Origin of the sequence: Leptolyngbya sp. BC1307 (assembly GCF_002286735.1) — a bacterium.
Classification (GTDB): domain Bacteria; phylum Cyanobacteriota; class Cyanobacteriia; order Phormidesmidales; family Phormidesmidaceae; genus Phormidesmis.
In genome coordinates this window covers 1-15758 of sequence record NZ_NRTA01000035.1, presented here as the reverse complement: position 1 = coordinate 15758, position 15758 = coordinate 1, and the positions used below count along the sequence as shown (strand labels likewise).

The 15758-nt window shown below is 53.0% G+C and carries 12 protein-coding genes, 1 tRNA gene and 1 pseudogene; 8 read left to right on the top strand and 6 right to left on the bottom strand.

Annotation, left to right across the window (positions count from 1 at the left end; translation table 11 throughout):
- Positions 1-36: 36 nt before the first annotated feature.
- Both CKL79_RS16465 and CKL79_RS16460 read right to left on the bottom strand, forming a co-directional pair.
- Positions 37-1266 (bottom strand): bifunctional oligoribonuclease/PAP phosphatase NrnA, encoded by a 1230-nt coding sequence (locus CKL79_RS16465; protein ID WP_121970672.1) that lies wholly within the window; start codon positions 1264-1266, stop codon positions 37-39.
- 278 nt (positions 1267-1544) lie between these two features.
- Positions 1545-2045: an HNH endonuclease gene (locus CKL79_RS16460; RefSeq protein ID WP_121970701.1), complete on the bottom strand. Its 501-nt coding sequence runs from the start codon at positions 2043-2045 to the stop codon at positions 1545-1547.
- A gap of 266 nt (positions 2046-2311) precedes the next feature.
- Here CKL79_RS16460 and alr point away from each other — a divergent pair, with 266 nt between their 5' ends.
- Together alr and CKL79_RS16450 are read left to right on the top strand one after the other, a co-directional pair.
- Complete coding sequence (gene alr / locus CKL79_RS16455) at positions 2312-3544, top strand: alanine racemase (RefSeq protein ID WP_121970671.1); 1233 nt, start codon at positions 2312-2314, stop codon at positions 3542-3544.
- A gap of 66 nt (positions 3545-3610) precedes the next feature.
- Positions 3611-3699: transfer RNA gene (locus tag CKL79_RS16450), tRNA-Ser, on the top strand.
- 47 nt (positions 3700-3746) lie between these two features.
- Here CKL79_RS16450 and CKL79_RS16445 read toward each other — a convergent pair.
- On the bottom strand, positions 3747-4292 hold the full coding sequence (locus tag CKL79_RS16445) for a peroxiredoxin family protein (RefSeq protein WP_121970670.1): 546 nt from the start codon (positions 4290-4292) through the stop codon (positions 3747-3749).
- 80 nt (positions 4293-4372) lie between these two features.
- Positions 4373-4978, bottom strand: coding sequence for a peroxiredoxin (locus CKL79_RS16440; protein WP_121970669.1), 606 nt, complete (start codon positions 4976-4978; stop codon positions 4373-4375).
- A gap of 836 nt (positions 4979-5814) precedes the next feature.
- Between CKL79_RS16440 and arfB the strand changes: the two genes are divergently transcribed.
- Positions 5815-6231 carry an alternative ribosome rescue aminoacyl-tRNA hydrolase ArfB gene (gene arfB / locus CKL79_RS16435; RefSeq protein ID WP_121970668.1) on the top strand — a complete coding sequence of 139 codons (417 nt, stop codon included), beginning with the start codon at positions 5815-5817 and terminating at the stop codon, positions 6229-6231.
- A 35-nt stretch (positions 6232-6266) separates the two neighbouring features.
- Here arfB and CKL79_RS23230 read toward each other — a convergent pair whose 3' ends face one another.
- Together CKL79_RS23230 and CKL79_RS16425 are read right to left on the bottom strand one after the other, a co-directional pair.
- Positions 6267-8483: a glycosyltransferase family 39 protein gene (locus CKL79_RS23230; protein ID WP_170944086.1), complete on the bottom strand. Its 2217-nt coding sequence runs from the start codon at positions 8481-8483 to the stop codon at positions 6267-6269.
- Between the two features lie 35 nt (positions 8484-8518).
- Complete coding sequence (locus CKL79_RS16425) at positions 8519-10117, bottom strand: glycosyltransferase family 39 protein (RefSeq protein WP_121970667.1); 1599 nt, start codon at positions 10115-10117, stop codon at positions 8519-8521.
- A 433-nt stretch (positions 10118-10550) separates the two neighbouring features.
- Here CKL79_RS16425 and CKL79_RS16420 point away from each other — a divergent pair, with 433 nt between their 5' ends.
- From CKL79_RS16420 to CKL79_RS16400, 5 genes and pseudogenes are all read left to right on the top strand, one after another.
- On the top strand, positions 10551-11504 hold the full coding sequence (locus CKL79_RS16420; RefSeq protein ID WP_240518909.1) for a lysylphosphatidylglycerol synthase domain-containing protein: 954 nt from the start codon (positions 10551-10553) through the stop codon (positions 11502-11504).
- Positions 11505-11829: 325 nt separating this feature from the next.
- Positions 11830-12852, top strand: a complete 1023-nt coding sequence (locus CKL79_RS16415) for a glycosyltransferase (RefSeq protein WP_121970665.1) — start codon at positions 11830-11832, stop codon at positions 12850-12852.
- Between the two features lie 94 nt (positions 12853-12946).
- On the top strand, positions 12947-13786 hold the full coding sequence (locus CKL79_RS16410) for a phosphoadenylyl-sulfate reductase (protein WP_121970664.1): 840 nt from the start codon (positions 12947-12949) through the stop codon (positions 13784-13786).
- A gap of 254 nt (positions 13787-14040) precedes the next feature.
- Positions 14041-15246: an aminoglycoside phosphotransferase family protein gene (locus tag CKL79_RS16405; protein WP_121970663.1), complete on the top strand. Its 1206-nt coding sequence runs from the start codon at positions 14041-14043 to the stop codon at positions 15244-15246.
- 80 nt (positions 15247-15326) lie between these two features.
- Positions 15327-15758: pseudogene (locus CKL79_RS16400) on the top strand (IS701 family transposase); the annotation flags it as partial.

The window sequence follows — 15758 nt, the reverse complement described above, 5'->3', positions numbered from 1 at the left end:
TAAGCAGCGATACCATCAGAATCGAACGACCGGGCGTTAGTCAGAGTTCAAAACGCCGTCTTCTGGGTTGACTAGCCGCTGCAATTTTTGCTTGATCTGCTTGTCAAAGACCTCCCATTTCTGGCGGGTGTAGTCACTGTTATCGTAGTAGCCGGAGAGAAAGCCAATGGGGATCTCAAAGCCGCCTGCCATCGAGCGACCGCCGCCAAAGAAGCGGCCTCGGCTGTCTTGACCAAAGGCTTCTTTGATAAATTCGTCTGGGTCAAGCGTGATCTTGTTCGTGCGCAGGGAGCCGACGACCAGCTCTTTTTCCTCATCTTCGTCATGGACGATGCCGTACACCACAGCTGTATGCACGTTTTCTTCGGTAATCAAAAAGTCAGCGGCCTGCGGAATGGCATCTCGATCTTCGTAGCGTAGGTACCCCACCCCAGCGATAGAAACGCTGTTTTGCATTTTACGGTTGCGCAGCGATCGCTCAATCACATCCATCACCCGCCGCGATCTCGAGGCTTGCAAGACAGCGCTGAGCAGCTGGGCATCGTAAAACTGGCTGAGGTAAGCCGCCGCCAAAAAGTCAGGTTCAGACGCCTGCATCAGATGGCTGGTATCTGAGCGGAGGCCGTGCATCAGGGCCGTTGCGCATTTCACATGCGTATTGTTGCTCCGATCTAGCTGCATCAGACCCGCCTGCAGATACTGGGTCATCATCGTGGCTGTCGCGTGAATGTCGGGGCGAATGTCTGCGAGTTCGGCGTCGAGCTTACCCTGAGCCGCATGGTGATCGACGACCAAAATCAGCGGCAAATGCGCATCTCTGACTCGTTCGGTCAGATGGCTGGTCGTCCCTTGCGTATCGATCAAGACATAGCCCTGATACTGAGATAAATCTGGGGCGTCGCTTGCCTGAGTGGGCCAACGTTTAGCGGGTAAGTTGGTGAGCTTGACTAAAGCAATATTTTCTTGATGGCTGAGCGTACCCGAATAATAAATGTCGCACTGAATGCTGTACTCATTGGCAATTAAACGGTAGGTCCAAGCTGCCGACAGCGCATCGGGGTCGGGAAAATCTTGAAGCAGCACTAATTGGCGGGTGCCGCTGTGCTTTTTAAGCAGCTTTTCTAAAGCCTCGGTAGGACTACTCTCAAAGCCAGCGGTGCGCCGCAGGGCAGCAGCTTTCTCTACGAGAGACTCTTTCTCTGATGATCGTGAGGCTTCTGAATGGGACTCTTGACTGTCTAGCAAAGCGCTGTTGGGTAACGACATAGGAGGAGGGACTGACGCCTGAATCAGGCGTTTGACGGGAAGTGACGAGAGATGAGATGAAGCCACACCGCCGACAGAAATCTGCTAGTAGCTAGCAGTGCCGAGCGCGCAAAGTCGGTAATTTTACAGGTGTGTCTTTTACTATTATGAACGCTCACCTGCTGTCTATGAGCATTGAGACATGAGGCTGGTGAGAATTTTACAGTTCTGAATAGTTCTAAGAATTCACTGAGGTCATCAATACCTCTAATATCTCAATGGCGGGATCGCCGCAGGCGCTAGTTAAGCCCAATAACGTACCGTCGCCATTCCTGGTGAACGCCGCCGCGCACATGCCTGGAGATTTCAAAATATAGGCTGCTGTGAGGCTTACGCGGTGGATTGGTCAGTGGCATTTGGGCCTCTTTGGGCGTGCGGCTGCCTTTTTTGACATTGCAGCGAACGCAGGCGCTGACGATATTTTCCCAAGAGTCGCCACCGCCACGCGATCGCGGCAACACATGATCAAGTGTCAGGCCATCGCCCGCATAACCGCAGTACTGACAGGTATGGTTATCACGGTGTAGCAGGTTGCGCCGGGTGAGAGGAATTTCTTTGTAGGGAATGCGCACGTAATGACGCAGTCGGATCACTGTCGGTAGGGGAAAATCTGGATAAATCAGCTGTTCGCGGTGCTCTATTTGCTCCGCTTTGCCTTTAATTACCAGCACTACCGCGCGTCGCCAGCTTGTGATGTTAAGCGGCTCATAGGAAGCATTGAGAACAAGAACCTTACTCATTTCACACTCGCCAGGATCCTGCATTAGATAGTAGCACAAACAAAGCCATGAGGGGGTTTGAGCGACTGGTACACTGTTTGCCTGAGGGCGTGTCCCCAGCAATGCGCCGCTGAGTTTGACTAGATATGCGGCTAGAGACTCGTCTGAGGGCTTGACTAGAAACCGGTTTGAGACTTATCTGGGAGCTTGTCTAGAAGCCGATCTAAGGGCACGCCCGAAACGCTCAAGTAAAGACGGTTGTTGTGAAGTTGTGATGCGAGGTTGTGATGCTTAGCTGGGACAAAACGCCTGCCCTGTTGCCGATGCGCTGCTGTCGGGCTTGGGTCGAAATCGATCTGGCAGCGCTGGCTCACAATGTGCGTACGCTTAAGGCGCTGTTGCCGGTGGGTACTGATTTGATGGTGGTGGTCAAGGCCGATGCCTATGGCCATGGGGCGGTCACGGTGGCTGAGCAGGCGTTGCTGGCAGGTGGCACCTGGCTGGGGGTGGCGACGGTGCCCGAGGGCATAGAGCTGCGGCAGGCAGGCATTGACGCGCCAATTCTGGTGATGGGGGCGGTGAATGACCCGGCAGAGGTGAGGGCGATCGCTGACTGGCAGCTACAGCCGACGATTGTAAACCCGCAGCAGGCGCTGATTTTTTCTGAGACGCTGGCAGCCTATTCTCAACGGGCAACCGTTCCACTGCCGGTACACCTGAAGCTGGATACGGGCATGTCTCGGCTGGGGTTTAGCTGGCAGCGAGCGGTCGAGTTTGCCCGCTTTGTGCAGCAGCTCGCCCATTTGGAACCGGTCAGTCTGTACTCGCATTTGGCGACTGCCGATAGCCCTGACCCGACCGTGATGCGGCTGCAGCAGCAGCGATTTGAGCAGGCGATCGCTGCCCTCAAGCAAGCAGATCTGCTCCCTCCCCGACTCCACCTGGCTAACGCCGCTGCCGCCCTGACTGATCCTGCCCTGCACTACGACATGGTTCGCGTGGGCCTGGCTACCTACGGTCTGTACCCGGCCCCTCACCTGAAGTCTGCTGCTGAGCTAAAGCCTGTATTAGCCGTCAAAGCCCGGATCACCCATCTGAAGACGATAGCGCCAGGCACAGGCGTTAGCTACAGTCACAAATTTGTCGCTCAGCAGTCGATGCAGATTGCCATTGTCGGCATTGGCTACGCCGACGGCGTCCCGCGTGTTTTATCCAACCAGCTGCAGGTCGTCGTCAACGGTCAGCGAGTCAACCAAATTGGCGCTATCACCATGGATCAGCTCATGCTAGATGTCTCAAATTTGCAGTCTGTGCGAGCGGGTGATGTCGTTACTCTGCTGGGTCAGGCGGGCGGCTACACCCTCAGCGCCGATCACTGGGCAGACATGGCCAACACCATCTCCTGGGAAATTCTCTGTGGCTTTAAGCATCGCCTCCCGCGCATCAACACAACTGCGTCCCCGGCAGCTGGCCAACGAGCTTTGGCAGAGCGCCTGTTTTCGGAGGCTGCAGATCCCTAATTAAAATCATCCGATAATATTGCTAGGGCTTTCGCAGAGTTCTTGGTATTATGGATGCTCACTCATGGAGAAGTGGCTGAGTGGTTGAAAGCGGCTCCCTGCTAAGGAGTTATGGGGTGTAAACTTCATCGAGGGTTCGAATCCCTCCTTCTCCGTTGGTTTCGGCCTTTTGACTTGGCTTTTTTAGTCCGGCCTGGCTTGCTTATAAATTGCGAATGGCCCAGAGCAGCCGCTCAGGCGTCGCGTTTGTGTGCGCAAACGAAAATAGATGCTGAAAGCGCAGTCTGCCCTCAGCATCTATGACAAATTGGGCCGGTAAAGGCGCACCCAGTGCTTGGCCAGTGCCATGCCGGCGAAAAGTCTGGCAGGCCGGATCAACGAGCAGCGGCATCGCTAGAGACAGATCCTGCTGAACGACCCGGCTCTGATCTAGATCGGTGCTGGTAATCATCAGCACGGTAGCCCCTAGCCCAACAAACTGATCGTAAGCCTCGTTGAGCGCCAGTATATGGGGGTAGCAGAACGGACAGTATTGCTTTTCGGTAAAAATGCGCGTAAAGGCAAGTACAAGGGGTTTGCCCCGGTAGCTAGAGAGCCTGCTAGCAGTGCCATCAACTGCTGGCAGCGTGAAGTCGGGTAGCAGTTGACCTAGCTGAAACCGGCAGCTAGCGGGAATGGGCAAAAGGTTTTTAAAAAAGCGGCGGCTGATTAGGCCCTGAAAATCGCTCCCTTTTGAAGTCAGCTGCATGACGTGTCAATGGCCAAGGTTAGTCATTAGATATGAGTCAAAAATGCGAGTCAAATTTTCGGGTTAATTGCTTGAGACGGCTAGACGGCGGCAAAGAACTCTTTGGACTTCGCGGGGTCAGGGTTCATGGTTTTGTCACCGGGTTGCCAGCCAGCGGGGCAAACCTCATCAGGGTGCGACTGCACGTGTTGAATAGCCTGAAGCACTCGCAAGGTTTCGTCTACGCTGCGACCAAAGGCAAGATTGTTAATTGTCGCGTGCTGAATGATGCCGTCTTTGTCAATGATGAAGAGGCCGCGCAAGGCGACGCCTACTTCAGGGTCTAGTACGTTGTAGGCAGCGCTAATTTCTTTTTTGATATCCGAAACCAAAGGATAGTCAAGATCGCCTACTCCACCCGACTTGCGGTCGGATTGGATCCAGGCCAGGTGAGAAAACTCGCTGTCTACCGAGACGCCGAGGATCTCTGTATCGATATCGCTGAAGTCGCTGTAGCCGTCGCTAAAAGCGGTGATTTCAGTCGGGCAGACAAATGTGAAATCTAGAGGATAAAAAAAGAGCACGACGTATTTGCCGCGATAGTCAGACAGTTTGATCGTCTTAAATTCTTGATCGACTACGGCCGTAGCCGTAAAGTCGGGCGCACTTTGGCCTACTCTAAGACATTCTTGGGTCTGCTCGCTCATGAACTTATTCCTTAAAGTGCGACTGAAGTTTTGCTGAAAGCCCGGCTGCTAACCGATAGCGGCTATGTTGCGCGCGCGTTAGAGAGACAAGACGAGTGAACCAAACCTCTCCCCCTCCGACCTCTCCCCCTCTGGCCTGTACCCACCGCTTTAACTGTAAGCCAACGCAGATTGGTAGGAGAAAGCAGGTGAAGCCGACCATAGACACTTCAAAGATATTAACATTAATAAACACGCGATGACTGACCGCAATCTGGCAGGGCGGTGGTCAGAGAGAGCGGTTCTGAAGCTAGCCAGGGATAGCAGCTAGCCAGGGATAGCAGGAAGAATGGTCTCTAGAGATGTTAACGTTTGTTGTTTGTTTACTAAGGTTGAGTCGGTACGGATCTAAGATAGAGGCATGAGGGCAGCAAGCTCTCTTAAAGACAGATAAAACAGCCTAAATCAGTTCGCCAAGGAGGCGCTATGACGATGGTTGTCCCCGCATCTGTCGCGTCCAAAAACAGCACCTCAGATAGTGCACAGATAGTTCTTCAACTGGCGATAGGGAATGCATAACATCAGCCTGACAGTGTTAGCTGTGAGTGACTGCTCTTGTTATCTCCATATAAGTCTCTTACTAAAGGAAGAATTCAACTGTTGCCTGGTTTCTGGGTGCTGTTTTTCACAGGGTAGAAATTATAGCGTTGGCCGCTTTACTCACCATATAAGTGACCACTAGAACCATTGCTTATGGCGGGCAAAGCGGTGCGCAAGCGACGAATGCATCTGTAGAGATATCTTAGTAGGGAGTAGACAGCTGGCTGTCTACCTTCTGAATTCTGGTTATCTTTGCAATGCTAAAAATCTCTAACAGTGTGTCTATCCCAGAAAGCGAGATCGAAATGAGCGCTATTCGATCTCAGGGTGCGGGCGGACAAAATGTTAATAAAGTAGCAAGCGCGGTGCATTTGCGCTTTGACGTGGGAGCGTCTTCACTGCCAGATTTTTATAAGCGACGGCTGCTGACGCTGCGAGATAAGCGCTTGACTAAAGACGGCGTAATCGTGATTAAGTCGCAGCAGCACCGCTCGCAAGAGCGCAATCGTGAGGAAGCCTTGTCCCGACTACAGCAGATGGTTCAAGCAGTAAATGTATTGCCCAAAAAACGGCGACCGACCCGTCCTACGAAAGGATCGCAGCGACGCCGACTGGAGAATAAGACGCAGCGATCGCAGCTAAAATCCCTACGTAAAAAGGTGGATTTAGAATAATCGACCCAACGACGCGAGTGCCCGCCTCACGGCTTCTAGCTGCCTGCGCCGATCTCCACTGAGCCCAAAGACAGCTTGTAGGATGCCGCTGGCTGTTGAGGTGCCGGCACTTGCCAGCTAGCTGTGAGGTTATATCTGCCGGGCGACAGCGTTTCGAGTGGAATAGTCTGGCTCTCTCGCAGAGGGATGTTTTGGGGCACCTTATCCATGGCGATATAGCCGCCCATCAGTCGATCTGCCGTGGTGCTGATTTCATCGGTCGAATTTTTTAGGGTTAGCACCAGCTTCGATTCGGCGGGTAAGGCATCGGCAAATTCCCAGTAGGTCGTGACTTGCAGCGCCTGATCGGGGGTTGGGCGATCGCCCTTAAGCTCGTGACCGTAAAACTGAATGCGATCGCTTACCTTGACAGACTGCGGCTCAGCAATAGCTGCCAAATCGCCTGGCGTAGCCACTGGCCCCGGATAGATCTTCACATAGTCCAGCCCGTGAAAGCGGACGCTATGCAGCAGCGGCTGGGCCGAAAAGTAGTCCAGCATCTCGCGCTCAGGCAAATCGCGCTGATACTGATTGATATAGAGCGCGACCCGGTGGGTGTTCAGCCATAGGGGGGATGTCGTTTCAGTGACCTTGGGGATGGGGACGACATTGCCTTCAAAATAGGGATGAAAAGCCGAGGCATACCAAGCGGCTACCGTCATGTCTTTGGCCTCAGGCGACCGGTTTATCCATCGAGCTGCCTGATCAAGTCCTTCACCTTGCCCGATCATAAATACCCGCTCTGCCGGGTATATCAGTTGAGCCAGCGGATTAAAATAGGTCAAATAGTTAGGCTGGTAGATGACAACTACCACCGATTGCACCAGCAGCAATCCCACCATACCGGCAGCCAGGCTCCGACGCGGCGGTGCGGTTCCTTTTCCGGAAGAACGGCCCAAAAAAAATCCAGAAGCGGGTTCAGAGATTGGTAGCCTTTGCCATGGCTTCACCCTTGCTTCAGTCCATAGCCAGACCCAACCCGTGGCTGAGAGGACAGCTAACAGCGGAATCACCAAACTGATGTAGCGATCAATCTTACTGCCAATAATCGACAGCATCCCCAACATCCACAGACTGCCAATTACCATCAGCAGTAGCAGGAAAACAGAGTGCTGCCGGTCGCCCCGATGCCGAAATGCCATGATAACCGCAATCACGAGCCCGAGTAAGAAGATAGGAGAAAGTCGATAGAACAGTACCAGCGGATAAAAAGATGGGCCAATCACATCAGTCGTTTGTCCCAAATAGAAGAAGGCTCCCCGCGTTGACTCTTCTCTCAGCCCTGTTAACAGCTGTGTCAAGGTGTCGATTGGCGCAACCCACAAAGCGGGCCAAATTAAAAACGCGGTCATACCAATCGTCATCAGCCAAAGCACAAAATCTAGCCCTTGTCTTGGCCAACCTCGTCTAGAGAAAGAGCCTTGGGGAGAAAAATTGTGATTCTCCGAAAGAGCGGCTTCGCCATTGCGCAGTTCAATCACAATGAGCCAGGTCAACACTGCTGGAATGACGAATACCGACGGAATCTTAGACAGAATCGAAAGGCCCGTCATGACGCCTGAGAGCAGTAGCCACTTGCGAGGTCGCCCGGTTGCCCCCTCTACCTGGCCTAAAGGCTGTTTCAGGTAAAGTAGCATCGCCAACAGCCCAACCGCCCCAAAAGATGATTGCAAGGCATCTGTTGTCAAGTAGCGCTGATAGGCTAAGAAGAAGGGCTCTAGCATCAGTAGGCCAATAGTCATCAGCGCAATTGGCCTGCCTATTAGCCGCCGTACCAAATCGTAGATAGCCACTATGCAGCCAGCTGTGACTATCGCCTGAAAAATCCTGGGCAAAATCCACAGCCCAATTGGGAAACTCATCACATTGAGGCAAGCCCCCACCGACGCCGGTTGATCAATTCCCCAAAACTGCGGATGGAGCTTGTGCCATAGGCAGTTGAGAAACATGCTGCTGCCCGTGAGCCACATATTTGTCACACCGGGATGATGACGCAGGTAGGTTCCTGCTAAATCGCCCTCAAACAGATGCAGTGCAAAGGCTGTGCCTCGATACATCCACAGCTCTTCGTCGGCGTTGATTGGCACATCTACCTCCAGCAGTCGCAGCACTAGCGCCACTAAAAAAATGACCAGTGATATCGGCAGATCCCTTACCGCTAAGCCAGATGAGGGCTTCAGCAAGTCTTCTGAAGTTTTCGGTTGTTTTTCCATGTCGCTAAAGAGGGGGGCGGTTGAGGGGCGGACAGTCAGATAGTGCTATGAGGAGCTGGGCTAGGAGGTGTGACGCCCTGATAGAGCTGCGCTTCACGAAGGGCGTCTGTGGGCTGGGTAATCACGATATCTTTTGTCGCTTGTAAAAAGGCCAGCAGCGAGTCGGAAGCGCTATAGACAAAAAGGTCACTGTCTGGTGGAAGCTGTTTCAGAGCTGCTGCATAGTCAGGGTTTTGTGCTTGATTGAGCAAAACAAAGCGGGTGTCAGGGGAGACTTGATAGCTCAAAGAGAGAATGTAGGTATAGTCAGCATCGGTCAAAACCACTGGCTGTGCTACTGAGTTAATTAGAGGAGCCGCCTGTAAGGTTAGGGTACTGGAGCCCTTTCCCCACCCCAATGACTGGGTGATAAGCAAGCTGGAGATGAGGCCTCCTAGTAGTAGCGCGATCGCCCCGACCTGCTGTGCCCTGATCTGATCGACCCGCTGTGTCAGGTGCAATGCCCACTGGCTCTTTTTAGAACCAAAGACTTGGGCAATAGCAAAAGCCACTGCTAGCTCTATGCCTAGATAAGCCGTCAGCGAATAGCGAGGCAGCAGCGATCGCCGACCGCCGCTGAGAATATCGGGCACGATTTGCGCCAGCGTGCTCACCGACATCAGCAGCAGGACAAATATCCATATTCGCTTTGGCGTATGACGATAGAGCTGATAGGTACTGTAGGCCACAGCCCCTAATAGCAGGTAAGAGAAAGGATTGGTAAAGCTGACCGGCCAATCAAAATCGATAAAGCCAATGCCGAGATTGTGCAGCCAGTAGCCGATTCGACTCAGCAAGTCCGTCTTGTAGCTGCTAGCCCAATGAGTTGTTTCCTCCAGTCGGGCCAGCCGCGTGGCCACCACCCAAACCCAGGGTAAAAAGGCGATCCCGACCCCGACCGATACCATCACATAGCGCAGCAGTCTCTGCGTGAGCCGATGCTCTACGATCAAGACATAGAGCCCGTGAGTAACCAGTACCCAGAGAAAAAACAAGTGAGAATACAGGCCCAAAACAGCCGTCAGACCGTAGGCTAACCACTGCCTCCCACTATTGTGGCGTAGCGATCGCAGCAAAAACGCACTGGACACAGTCGCCAGCAGCGCCCAGAGAGTATACTGACGGGCCTCTTGAGCAAGCAGCACATGAAAGGGTGAAACCGCAATTAGAGCGATCGCACTCCAGCCAACAGCTGCCGATTCAAACAGTTCCTGACACAGCCAGTAAATAGCCGGTAGCAGCAGCAAACCCAGGCCGACAGCCAGCCAGCGAGAAGCGACTGGCGCATGGAAAATCTGCAGACAAAACCGCATCAGCAAATAGTACAAAGGCGGATGCTCGGGATTGTTGGCAAACGCGCTGAGCGCGTCGCCCAAAGGATGCTCAACCGTAGGAGCCTGGTACTGCTGAAAACGACTGCCGGTAACCGGCTCACCGGTATAAACCGTGTCAACCAGCTCCTCATCTGCGTAGCCAGAAGCCCGCAATATTCCCCTGACTTCATCGACGGTATAAACTTTTTGATCCAAATTGGCGCAACGGGCATAAATGCCCACCACAATCAGCCCAATAATCAACAGCTGCTTAATTTTCATAATAATGACAGGGCCGCACCTCACCAGTGAGTGCGAACAACGAGTTCGAGTATTGTCGCCATGGCTGAGCGCAGAGTACCCATCTGTTCGACCATCCGTTCAACCACTGACGTGCAGGGTTGGCCGACCTCGATTTGCTAGCAATTCTACTCAATCGGGTTCCGTGGAGTCTATCTCACAATCCGCTTCTCTAAGAAACCTTCACAGAGACTTTAAGGTGATCTATGAGACCAGGTCAGGCTGCTTAGAATACTTAAACATTTGTGTGAAGTCTTAATAGAATCAGCCGCCATAAAACGCAAGTCTCCTGACACACCCCTAGCATTCTCCGTATGGGCAGATTGTTCGCTTAGCTATCGGTGTTATCTTGGTCGCGGTCTGATGATCGTGGGTTTACTAAACCCCAATGAGCCAGAAGGTTTTGAAAGTGATTATGTTTGTAAAACCATTACTGACTCGGCTCAAGCCCTATTTACGCTGGGTGATTTTAGGCGGCACGCTCTTCTTCATTGCTAAAGCTCTGAAAGACAATTGGCGAGAGGTGACCGATTTACAGATCACCGCTCAGACCTGGTCACTGCTGACAGTGTCTTTAGGAATTACGCTACTGGCTCATCTCTGGTCTGGCTGGGTCTGGCACTGGATACTCGCCCTCTTTAATCAGCCTCTGGGCGGACTGTGGAGCACTCAAGTCTATCTCAAAACTAACGTTGCCAAATATTTGCCGGGCAATGTTTGGCACTTCTACGGGCGGGTGCGGGCATTACAAACCACCGGAACGCCGACCGGTACTGCGGTGCTCAGTGTGGTGATGGAGCCGCTGCTGATGGCCGTGGCCGCGCTAATCTTGGGATGTCTGGTGGGTGGTTGGCAACTGAGCGGCTCTCGCTGGTGGATCGGCCAAGTGGTGGTGCTCTGTATAGCGCTGGTAAGCGTTCATCCCCGCATTTTTAACCCCGTTCTGCAGACGCTGAGCCGGGCTAAGGCTAAAGCGCAGCGCCTGACGTTTGAGGGCGACCGGTCACCGCCGCTGAAGGCATACCCGCTCCGCCCGCTGATCGGTGAGATTGGCTTTGTCGCCTTGCGAGCGTCAGGATTTGTCTTTACTGTAGCCGCCTTGCAGCCGCTCACAGCTGATGCCATTCAATCTTTGGTGGCAGCCTTTAGCCTGGCCTGGCTGCTAGGGCTGGTGATCCCCGGTGCGCCGGGCGGCGTCGGTGTCTTTGAAGCAACGGCCATTTCGCTGCTGGGCGGTGAGTTTCCCGCTGCAGTGATCTTGAGTAGCGTTGCTTTCTACCGGCTGATTAGCACGCTAGCCGAAGTTATCGGCGCTGCCTTGGCCTGGCTATCGGAAAAAATGACGGACACTGCGCAGTCAAAACAGTAAGCCTAATCGCTTTGTTTATGCTTCAAATTCCTATTATCTCGAAGTCGTCTATCTCGCAGTCGTCCCGCTGTCAGCATCGCCCAGTGTTAAAACTACTTGCAAGGAAACGTCCGCCTTGAAGAATTTATAAAAGCCTTTCTGTAATTCATCATAAAATCACCGATTAACTTAACCCAAGAGGAGAGGATAAAGACCTGAGACGACCCGCTGAAGCGGCAGTTTTTATCGATGTTGCCGGTAGCCTACATTTTATACCCTCTTGTGTTTGAGACTTTTGCATTTGAGATAGTAGTCACCTCCTAATTTCTTGTTATTTTGATTCGCCATGATTGACACTACCCTTGGACATCCGCCTTTTCCCATCACCCCGAGCTATCTGAGCGCTGAAGAATGGGCGCGATCGCCAGAAATCTCGGTTGTCGTGCCAATCTACAACGAGGTAGAAACCATTCCGCTGTTAGTAGAGCTGATTACAACAGTCTTGCAGGGGATGGATTGCACCTACGAGTTTATCTGCGTAGACGATGGCTCAACTGACGGTTCGGTCGAGCTTTTGAGAAAAATCTCCCAGAACCGTGACGATCTTCAGGCGGTGTTCCTGCGTCGCAATTACGGCCAGTCAGCAGCTATGTCAGCCGGATTTCATCAGGCCAAAGGCAAAGTCATCGTCACGCTGGATGGCGACTTACAAAACGAACCTGCCGACATTCCAACGGTCTATCACAAGATTCAGGAGGGCTACGATCTCGTCAGCGGCTGGCGCAAAGATCGGCAGGATGATGCCATGACCCGGCTGCTGCCTTCTAAAATCGCCAACGGGCTGATTGGCAAAGTGACGGGCGTTTCTCTGCACGACTACGGCTGTTCACTCAAGGCTTACCGGGCAGAAGTCGCCCGCGATATGCATCTGTACGGCGAGCTGCACCGCTTTTTGCCCGCCCTAGCCTACATTGAAGGAGCCCGAATCACTGAGATCCCGGTGCGCCACCATGCTCGTAAATTTGGCCACAGTAAGTACGGGCTAGGCCGCACGCTGCGAGTAGTGATGGATCTGCTGACGATCTACTTTATGAAGACGTTCCTAACGCGACCCATGCACGTCTTTGGGCCGTTTGGCATCCTCTCAATTGTGACCGGATTTGCGCTGGGACTCTATCTTAGCTTTCTAAAAATATTTCTCAATCAGGGCATTGGCGATCGCCCCCTGCTGATGCTAGCGGTGCTGCTGATTATCTCTGGTATTCAGCTGTTTAGCTTTGGTCTGCTGGCAGAGCTGGGCATGCGCACCTATCACGAATCGCAGCGGCGACCGATCTATCGAATTCGCGAAGTCGTTGGCAGACGTTAGGTAAGTTTGGTATTACTGAGCCGAACATGGGAAGCTGTAGCTGGTAGGTTAGCACTGAGCTATACCGTCATCAGCGGGAGCAGGATATTTCTCTATGGCCAGTCCGTTACCCAGTCGCCAAAGCGTTGATTCCGACCAGCCCAATCGCCTATGGCTCAATGCCCTAGACCTTGAGAGTCTCAATCGAAAATTCGATCAGGCTCAAGCTGCCGATCTGGTTGAGTGGGGCTATCAGACGTTTGGCGAAGGGCTGGTGATGACCACCAGCTTTGGTATTCAGTCAGCCGTCATGCTGAGTCTGGTAACCCGCGTTGTCCCCCAGATTCCGGTTATCTGGATAGATACGGGTTACTTGCCGCCAGAGACCTATCGCTTTGCCGAGCAGCTCAGCCGCCGCCTCTCGCTCAATCTCAAGGTGTATCAGTCGGCTATTAGCCCGGCTCGGATGGAGTCCCTGTATGGTCGCCTATGGGAAGAAAACACGGTAGCCGCCCTCAATCGCTACGACAGCATTCGTAAGGTAGAGCCTTTGGAGCGATCGCTCGCAGAGTTAGGCGCAACTGCTTGGCTGACAGGGCTCCGCTCAGGGCAGACAAGTCATCGTCAGACGCTGAACCGGATTAGCGTGCAGGCAGCGAAGGCAGAGAGTGCCCATCTGAACGCGGCCTCCGGCGCTATGCGATACAAGCTGCTGCCCATTCTACACTGGAGCTCTAAAGACGTTTACGACTACTTGATAGCCCACGATCTGCCCTATCATCCGCTCTTTGACCAGGGCTATGTCACCGTGGGCGACTGGCACTCTAGCCGCCCGATGACCGCTGATGACACCGACGAGCGGTCGACCCGCTTTAAAGGGCTTAAGCAGGAGTGCGGCATTCACATTCCGCAGACCCCCGAAGAGGCTGAAAGCTTGAACTCTAGCTCTCTTTAGAAAATCCTCTGCCCAGGGCAATAGTGGCTAGATCTGTAACAAAGGTATTACAGATCGCCTGACAAACGATGGCAGGTGTCAACTATCGGCTATTTTCTTAAGTGTCGTTCTAAAGACGCTTGAGATACGCTTGTGCTGGTTCGTCTCGCTTTTTAGGGAGCTGATTTTCTAGCAAGACCGCTCGGGGCTACGTTGCTAACCGGGCAACGGCGGGCTACATAGGACAGGCAGATCTCGAAAATCTCAGCATCGCTATGCCGAAAGTACCTGCAGCCGCATTGGTTTCAGACAAGCATCCGACCGGGTCAGCGGAGTCTCTGCTGTGGGCCATTGCCGAACGGTTTGTCCGTAGCGGTCAGGTCAGCGATATTCGTCCGTTGGGCAACGGCAATATTAACAGTACTTTTTTAGTGACCGTTTTTTTGCCCTCGCGCTCAGAATCGCGATTTGTACTGCAGCGCATTAACGCCCAGGTATTTCGTCAGCCTGAGCTGGTGATTCAAAACATGGCCGTGCTGAGCGAACATCTGCGCTGCCAGCCTACAGATCTGCCCAGGCGATGGGAGACGCCCCATATTCTACCGACTCAGCAGGGCGAGCATTTCTGGCTAGAGAGCGGTGAATACTGGCGGGCTATTAGCTTTATCGAAGATTCCCATGTGCTCGAAACTGTGGAGAGTCTGGCCCATGCTGAAGAGGTCGGCTACGGCTTGGCCATGTTTCATCGACTGATCAGCACGCTGCCTGTTGACCGGCTCGCTGATACCTTAGAAGGGTTTCACATCACGCCAGCGTACCTGGATCACTACGCACAAGTGCTGACAGAGCGCTGTACGGATGGCAAGACGACGGCTACTGACGCCGATTCAAACGCAGCGCTGACCGATGCGCTAGACAGCTTGCAGGCCGAACAGGTTCACTATTGCTTGGCGTTTGTGGAGCAGCGGCAGGACTGGGCGCATGTGCTAGAGCGGGCTAAGGCGGCAGGCCATCTACAGCTACGGCCCATTCACGGCGACCCCAAGATAAACAATATAATGCTAGGAGAAAACGGCCAGGCGGTCAGTCTGATCGATTTGGACACGCTCAAGCCAGGGCTCTTGCACTACGATATCGGCGACTGTCTGCGCTCGGGCTGTAATCCGCTGGGAGAAGAGACCGAAGACTGGGAAAATGTTGTTTTTGATGTTGAGCTGGCTAGGGCCATGCTGCGCGGATATTTGGTGCAGGCTAAAGACTTTTTGAGTGAGTCGGACTATCTCTACCTGTACGATGCTATTCGCCTGCTGGCTTTTGAGCTGGGTCTGAGATTTTTTACCGACTATCTAGAGGGCAATGTCTACTTTAAGGTCAAGCACCCAACGCATAATCTGATTCGTGCGTTGGTGCAGTTTAAGCTCACTGAGAGTATTGAAGCGCAGGAAGAGACGCTCAGAGCTATGATTCAATCGCTCAGGTAAGTCTTAGGACTTACGCATTGACAGAGTAGCCAGCCTGTATGCTGGCAGGAGCCCCCTTCTTTTTGAGTGATCGCTAGGCCATGCGTGAGCTATCAAAACCATCTACAGCCCAGTGCGATAGCACGCTCTACACCTTATTTTTGCTCTCAGAGCCGAAGTATGTGAGCTGCGTGCGGCTCTCAGAAATTTTGGCAGATTTGAGCCACGATAGCGTGAATCGCTTTTTATTACGCGAACGTTACACGCCCAAAGACCTCTTTGACGAGGTTAAAGGCGAGCTGAACCTAGAATCCGGGACGCTCAGCGTAGACGATAGTGTGGAAGACAAACCGTATCGCGACCCCAGCAAAAGTGCCTTGGTGGATTACTTTTACTCTGGCAAGCACAAGCGACCGGTGAAGGGACTCAACCTAATTACTCTGTACTACAGTGACCCCTCCGGTCATTCTTATCCGGTCAACTTCAGACTGTATGACAAAGCAGCGGGCAAGACGAAGAACGACTATTTTAGA

What these genes read in the sequence shown, in the direction of transcription:
- CKL79_RS16465 (WP_121970672.1), bottom strand. Translation starts at nt 1,266, where the DNA reads ATGTCGTTACCCAACAGCGCTTTGCTAGACAGTCAAGAGTCCCATTCA.
- CKL79_RS16460 (WP_121970701.1), bottom strand. Translation starts at nt 2,045, where the DNA reads ATGAGTAAGGTTCTTGTTCTCAATGCTTCCTATGAGCCGCTTAACATC.
- alr (WP_121970671.1), top strand. Translation starts at nt 2,312, where the DNA reads ATGCTTAGCTGGGACAAAACGCCTGCCCTGTTGCCGATGCGCTGCTGT.
- CKL79_RS16445 (WP_121970670.1), bottom strand. Translation starts at nt 4,292, where the DNA reads ATGCAGCTGACTTCAAAAGGGAGCGATTTTCAGGGCCTAATCAGCCGC.
- CKL79_RS16440 (WP_121970669.1), bottom strand. Translation starts at nt 4,978, where the DNA reads ATGAGCGAGCAGACCCAAGAATGTCTTAGAGTAGGCCAAAGTGCGCCC.
- arfB (WP_121970668.1), top strand. Translation starts at nt 5,815, where the DNA reads ATGCTAAAAATCTCTAACAGTGTGTCTATCCCAGAAAGCGAGATCGAA.
- CKL79_RS23230 (WP_170944086.1), bottom strand. Translation starts at nt 8,483, where the DNA reads ATGGAAAAACAACCGAAAACTTCAGAAGACTTGCTGAAGCCCTCATCT.
- CKL79_RS16425 (WP_121970667.1), bottom strand. Translation starts at nt 10,117, where the DNA reads ATGAAAATTAAGCAGCTGTTGATTATTGGGCTGATTGTGGTGGGCATT.
- CKL79_RS16420 (WP_240518909.1), top strand. Translation starts at nt 10,551, where the DNA reads ATGTTTGTAAAACCATTACTGACTCGGCTCAAGCCCTATTTACGCTGG.
- CKL79_RS16415 (WP_121970665.1), top strand. Translation starts at nt 11,830, where the DNA reads ATGATTGACACTACCCTTGGACATCCGCCTTTTCCCATCACCCCGAGC.
- CKL79_RS16410 (WP_121970664.1), top strand. Translation starts at nt 12,947, where the DNA reads ATGGCCAGTCCGTTACCCAGTCGCCAAAGCGTTGATTCCGACCAGCCC.
- CKL79_RS16405 (WP_121970663.1), top strand. Translation starts at nt 14,041, where the DNA reads ATGCCGAAAGTACCTGCAGCCGCATTGGTTTCAGACAAGCATCCGACC.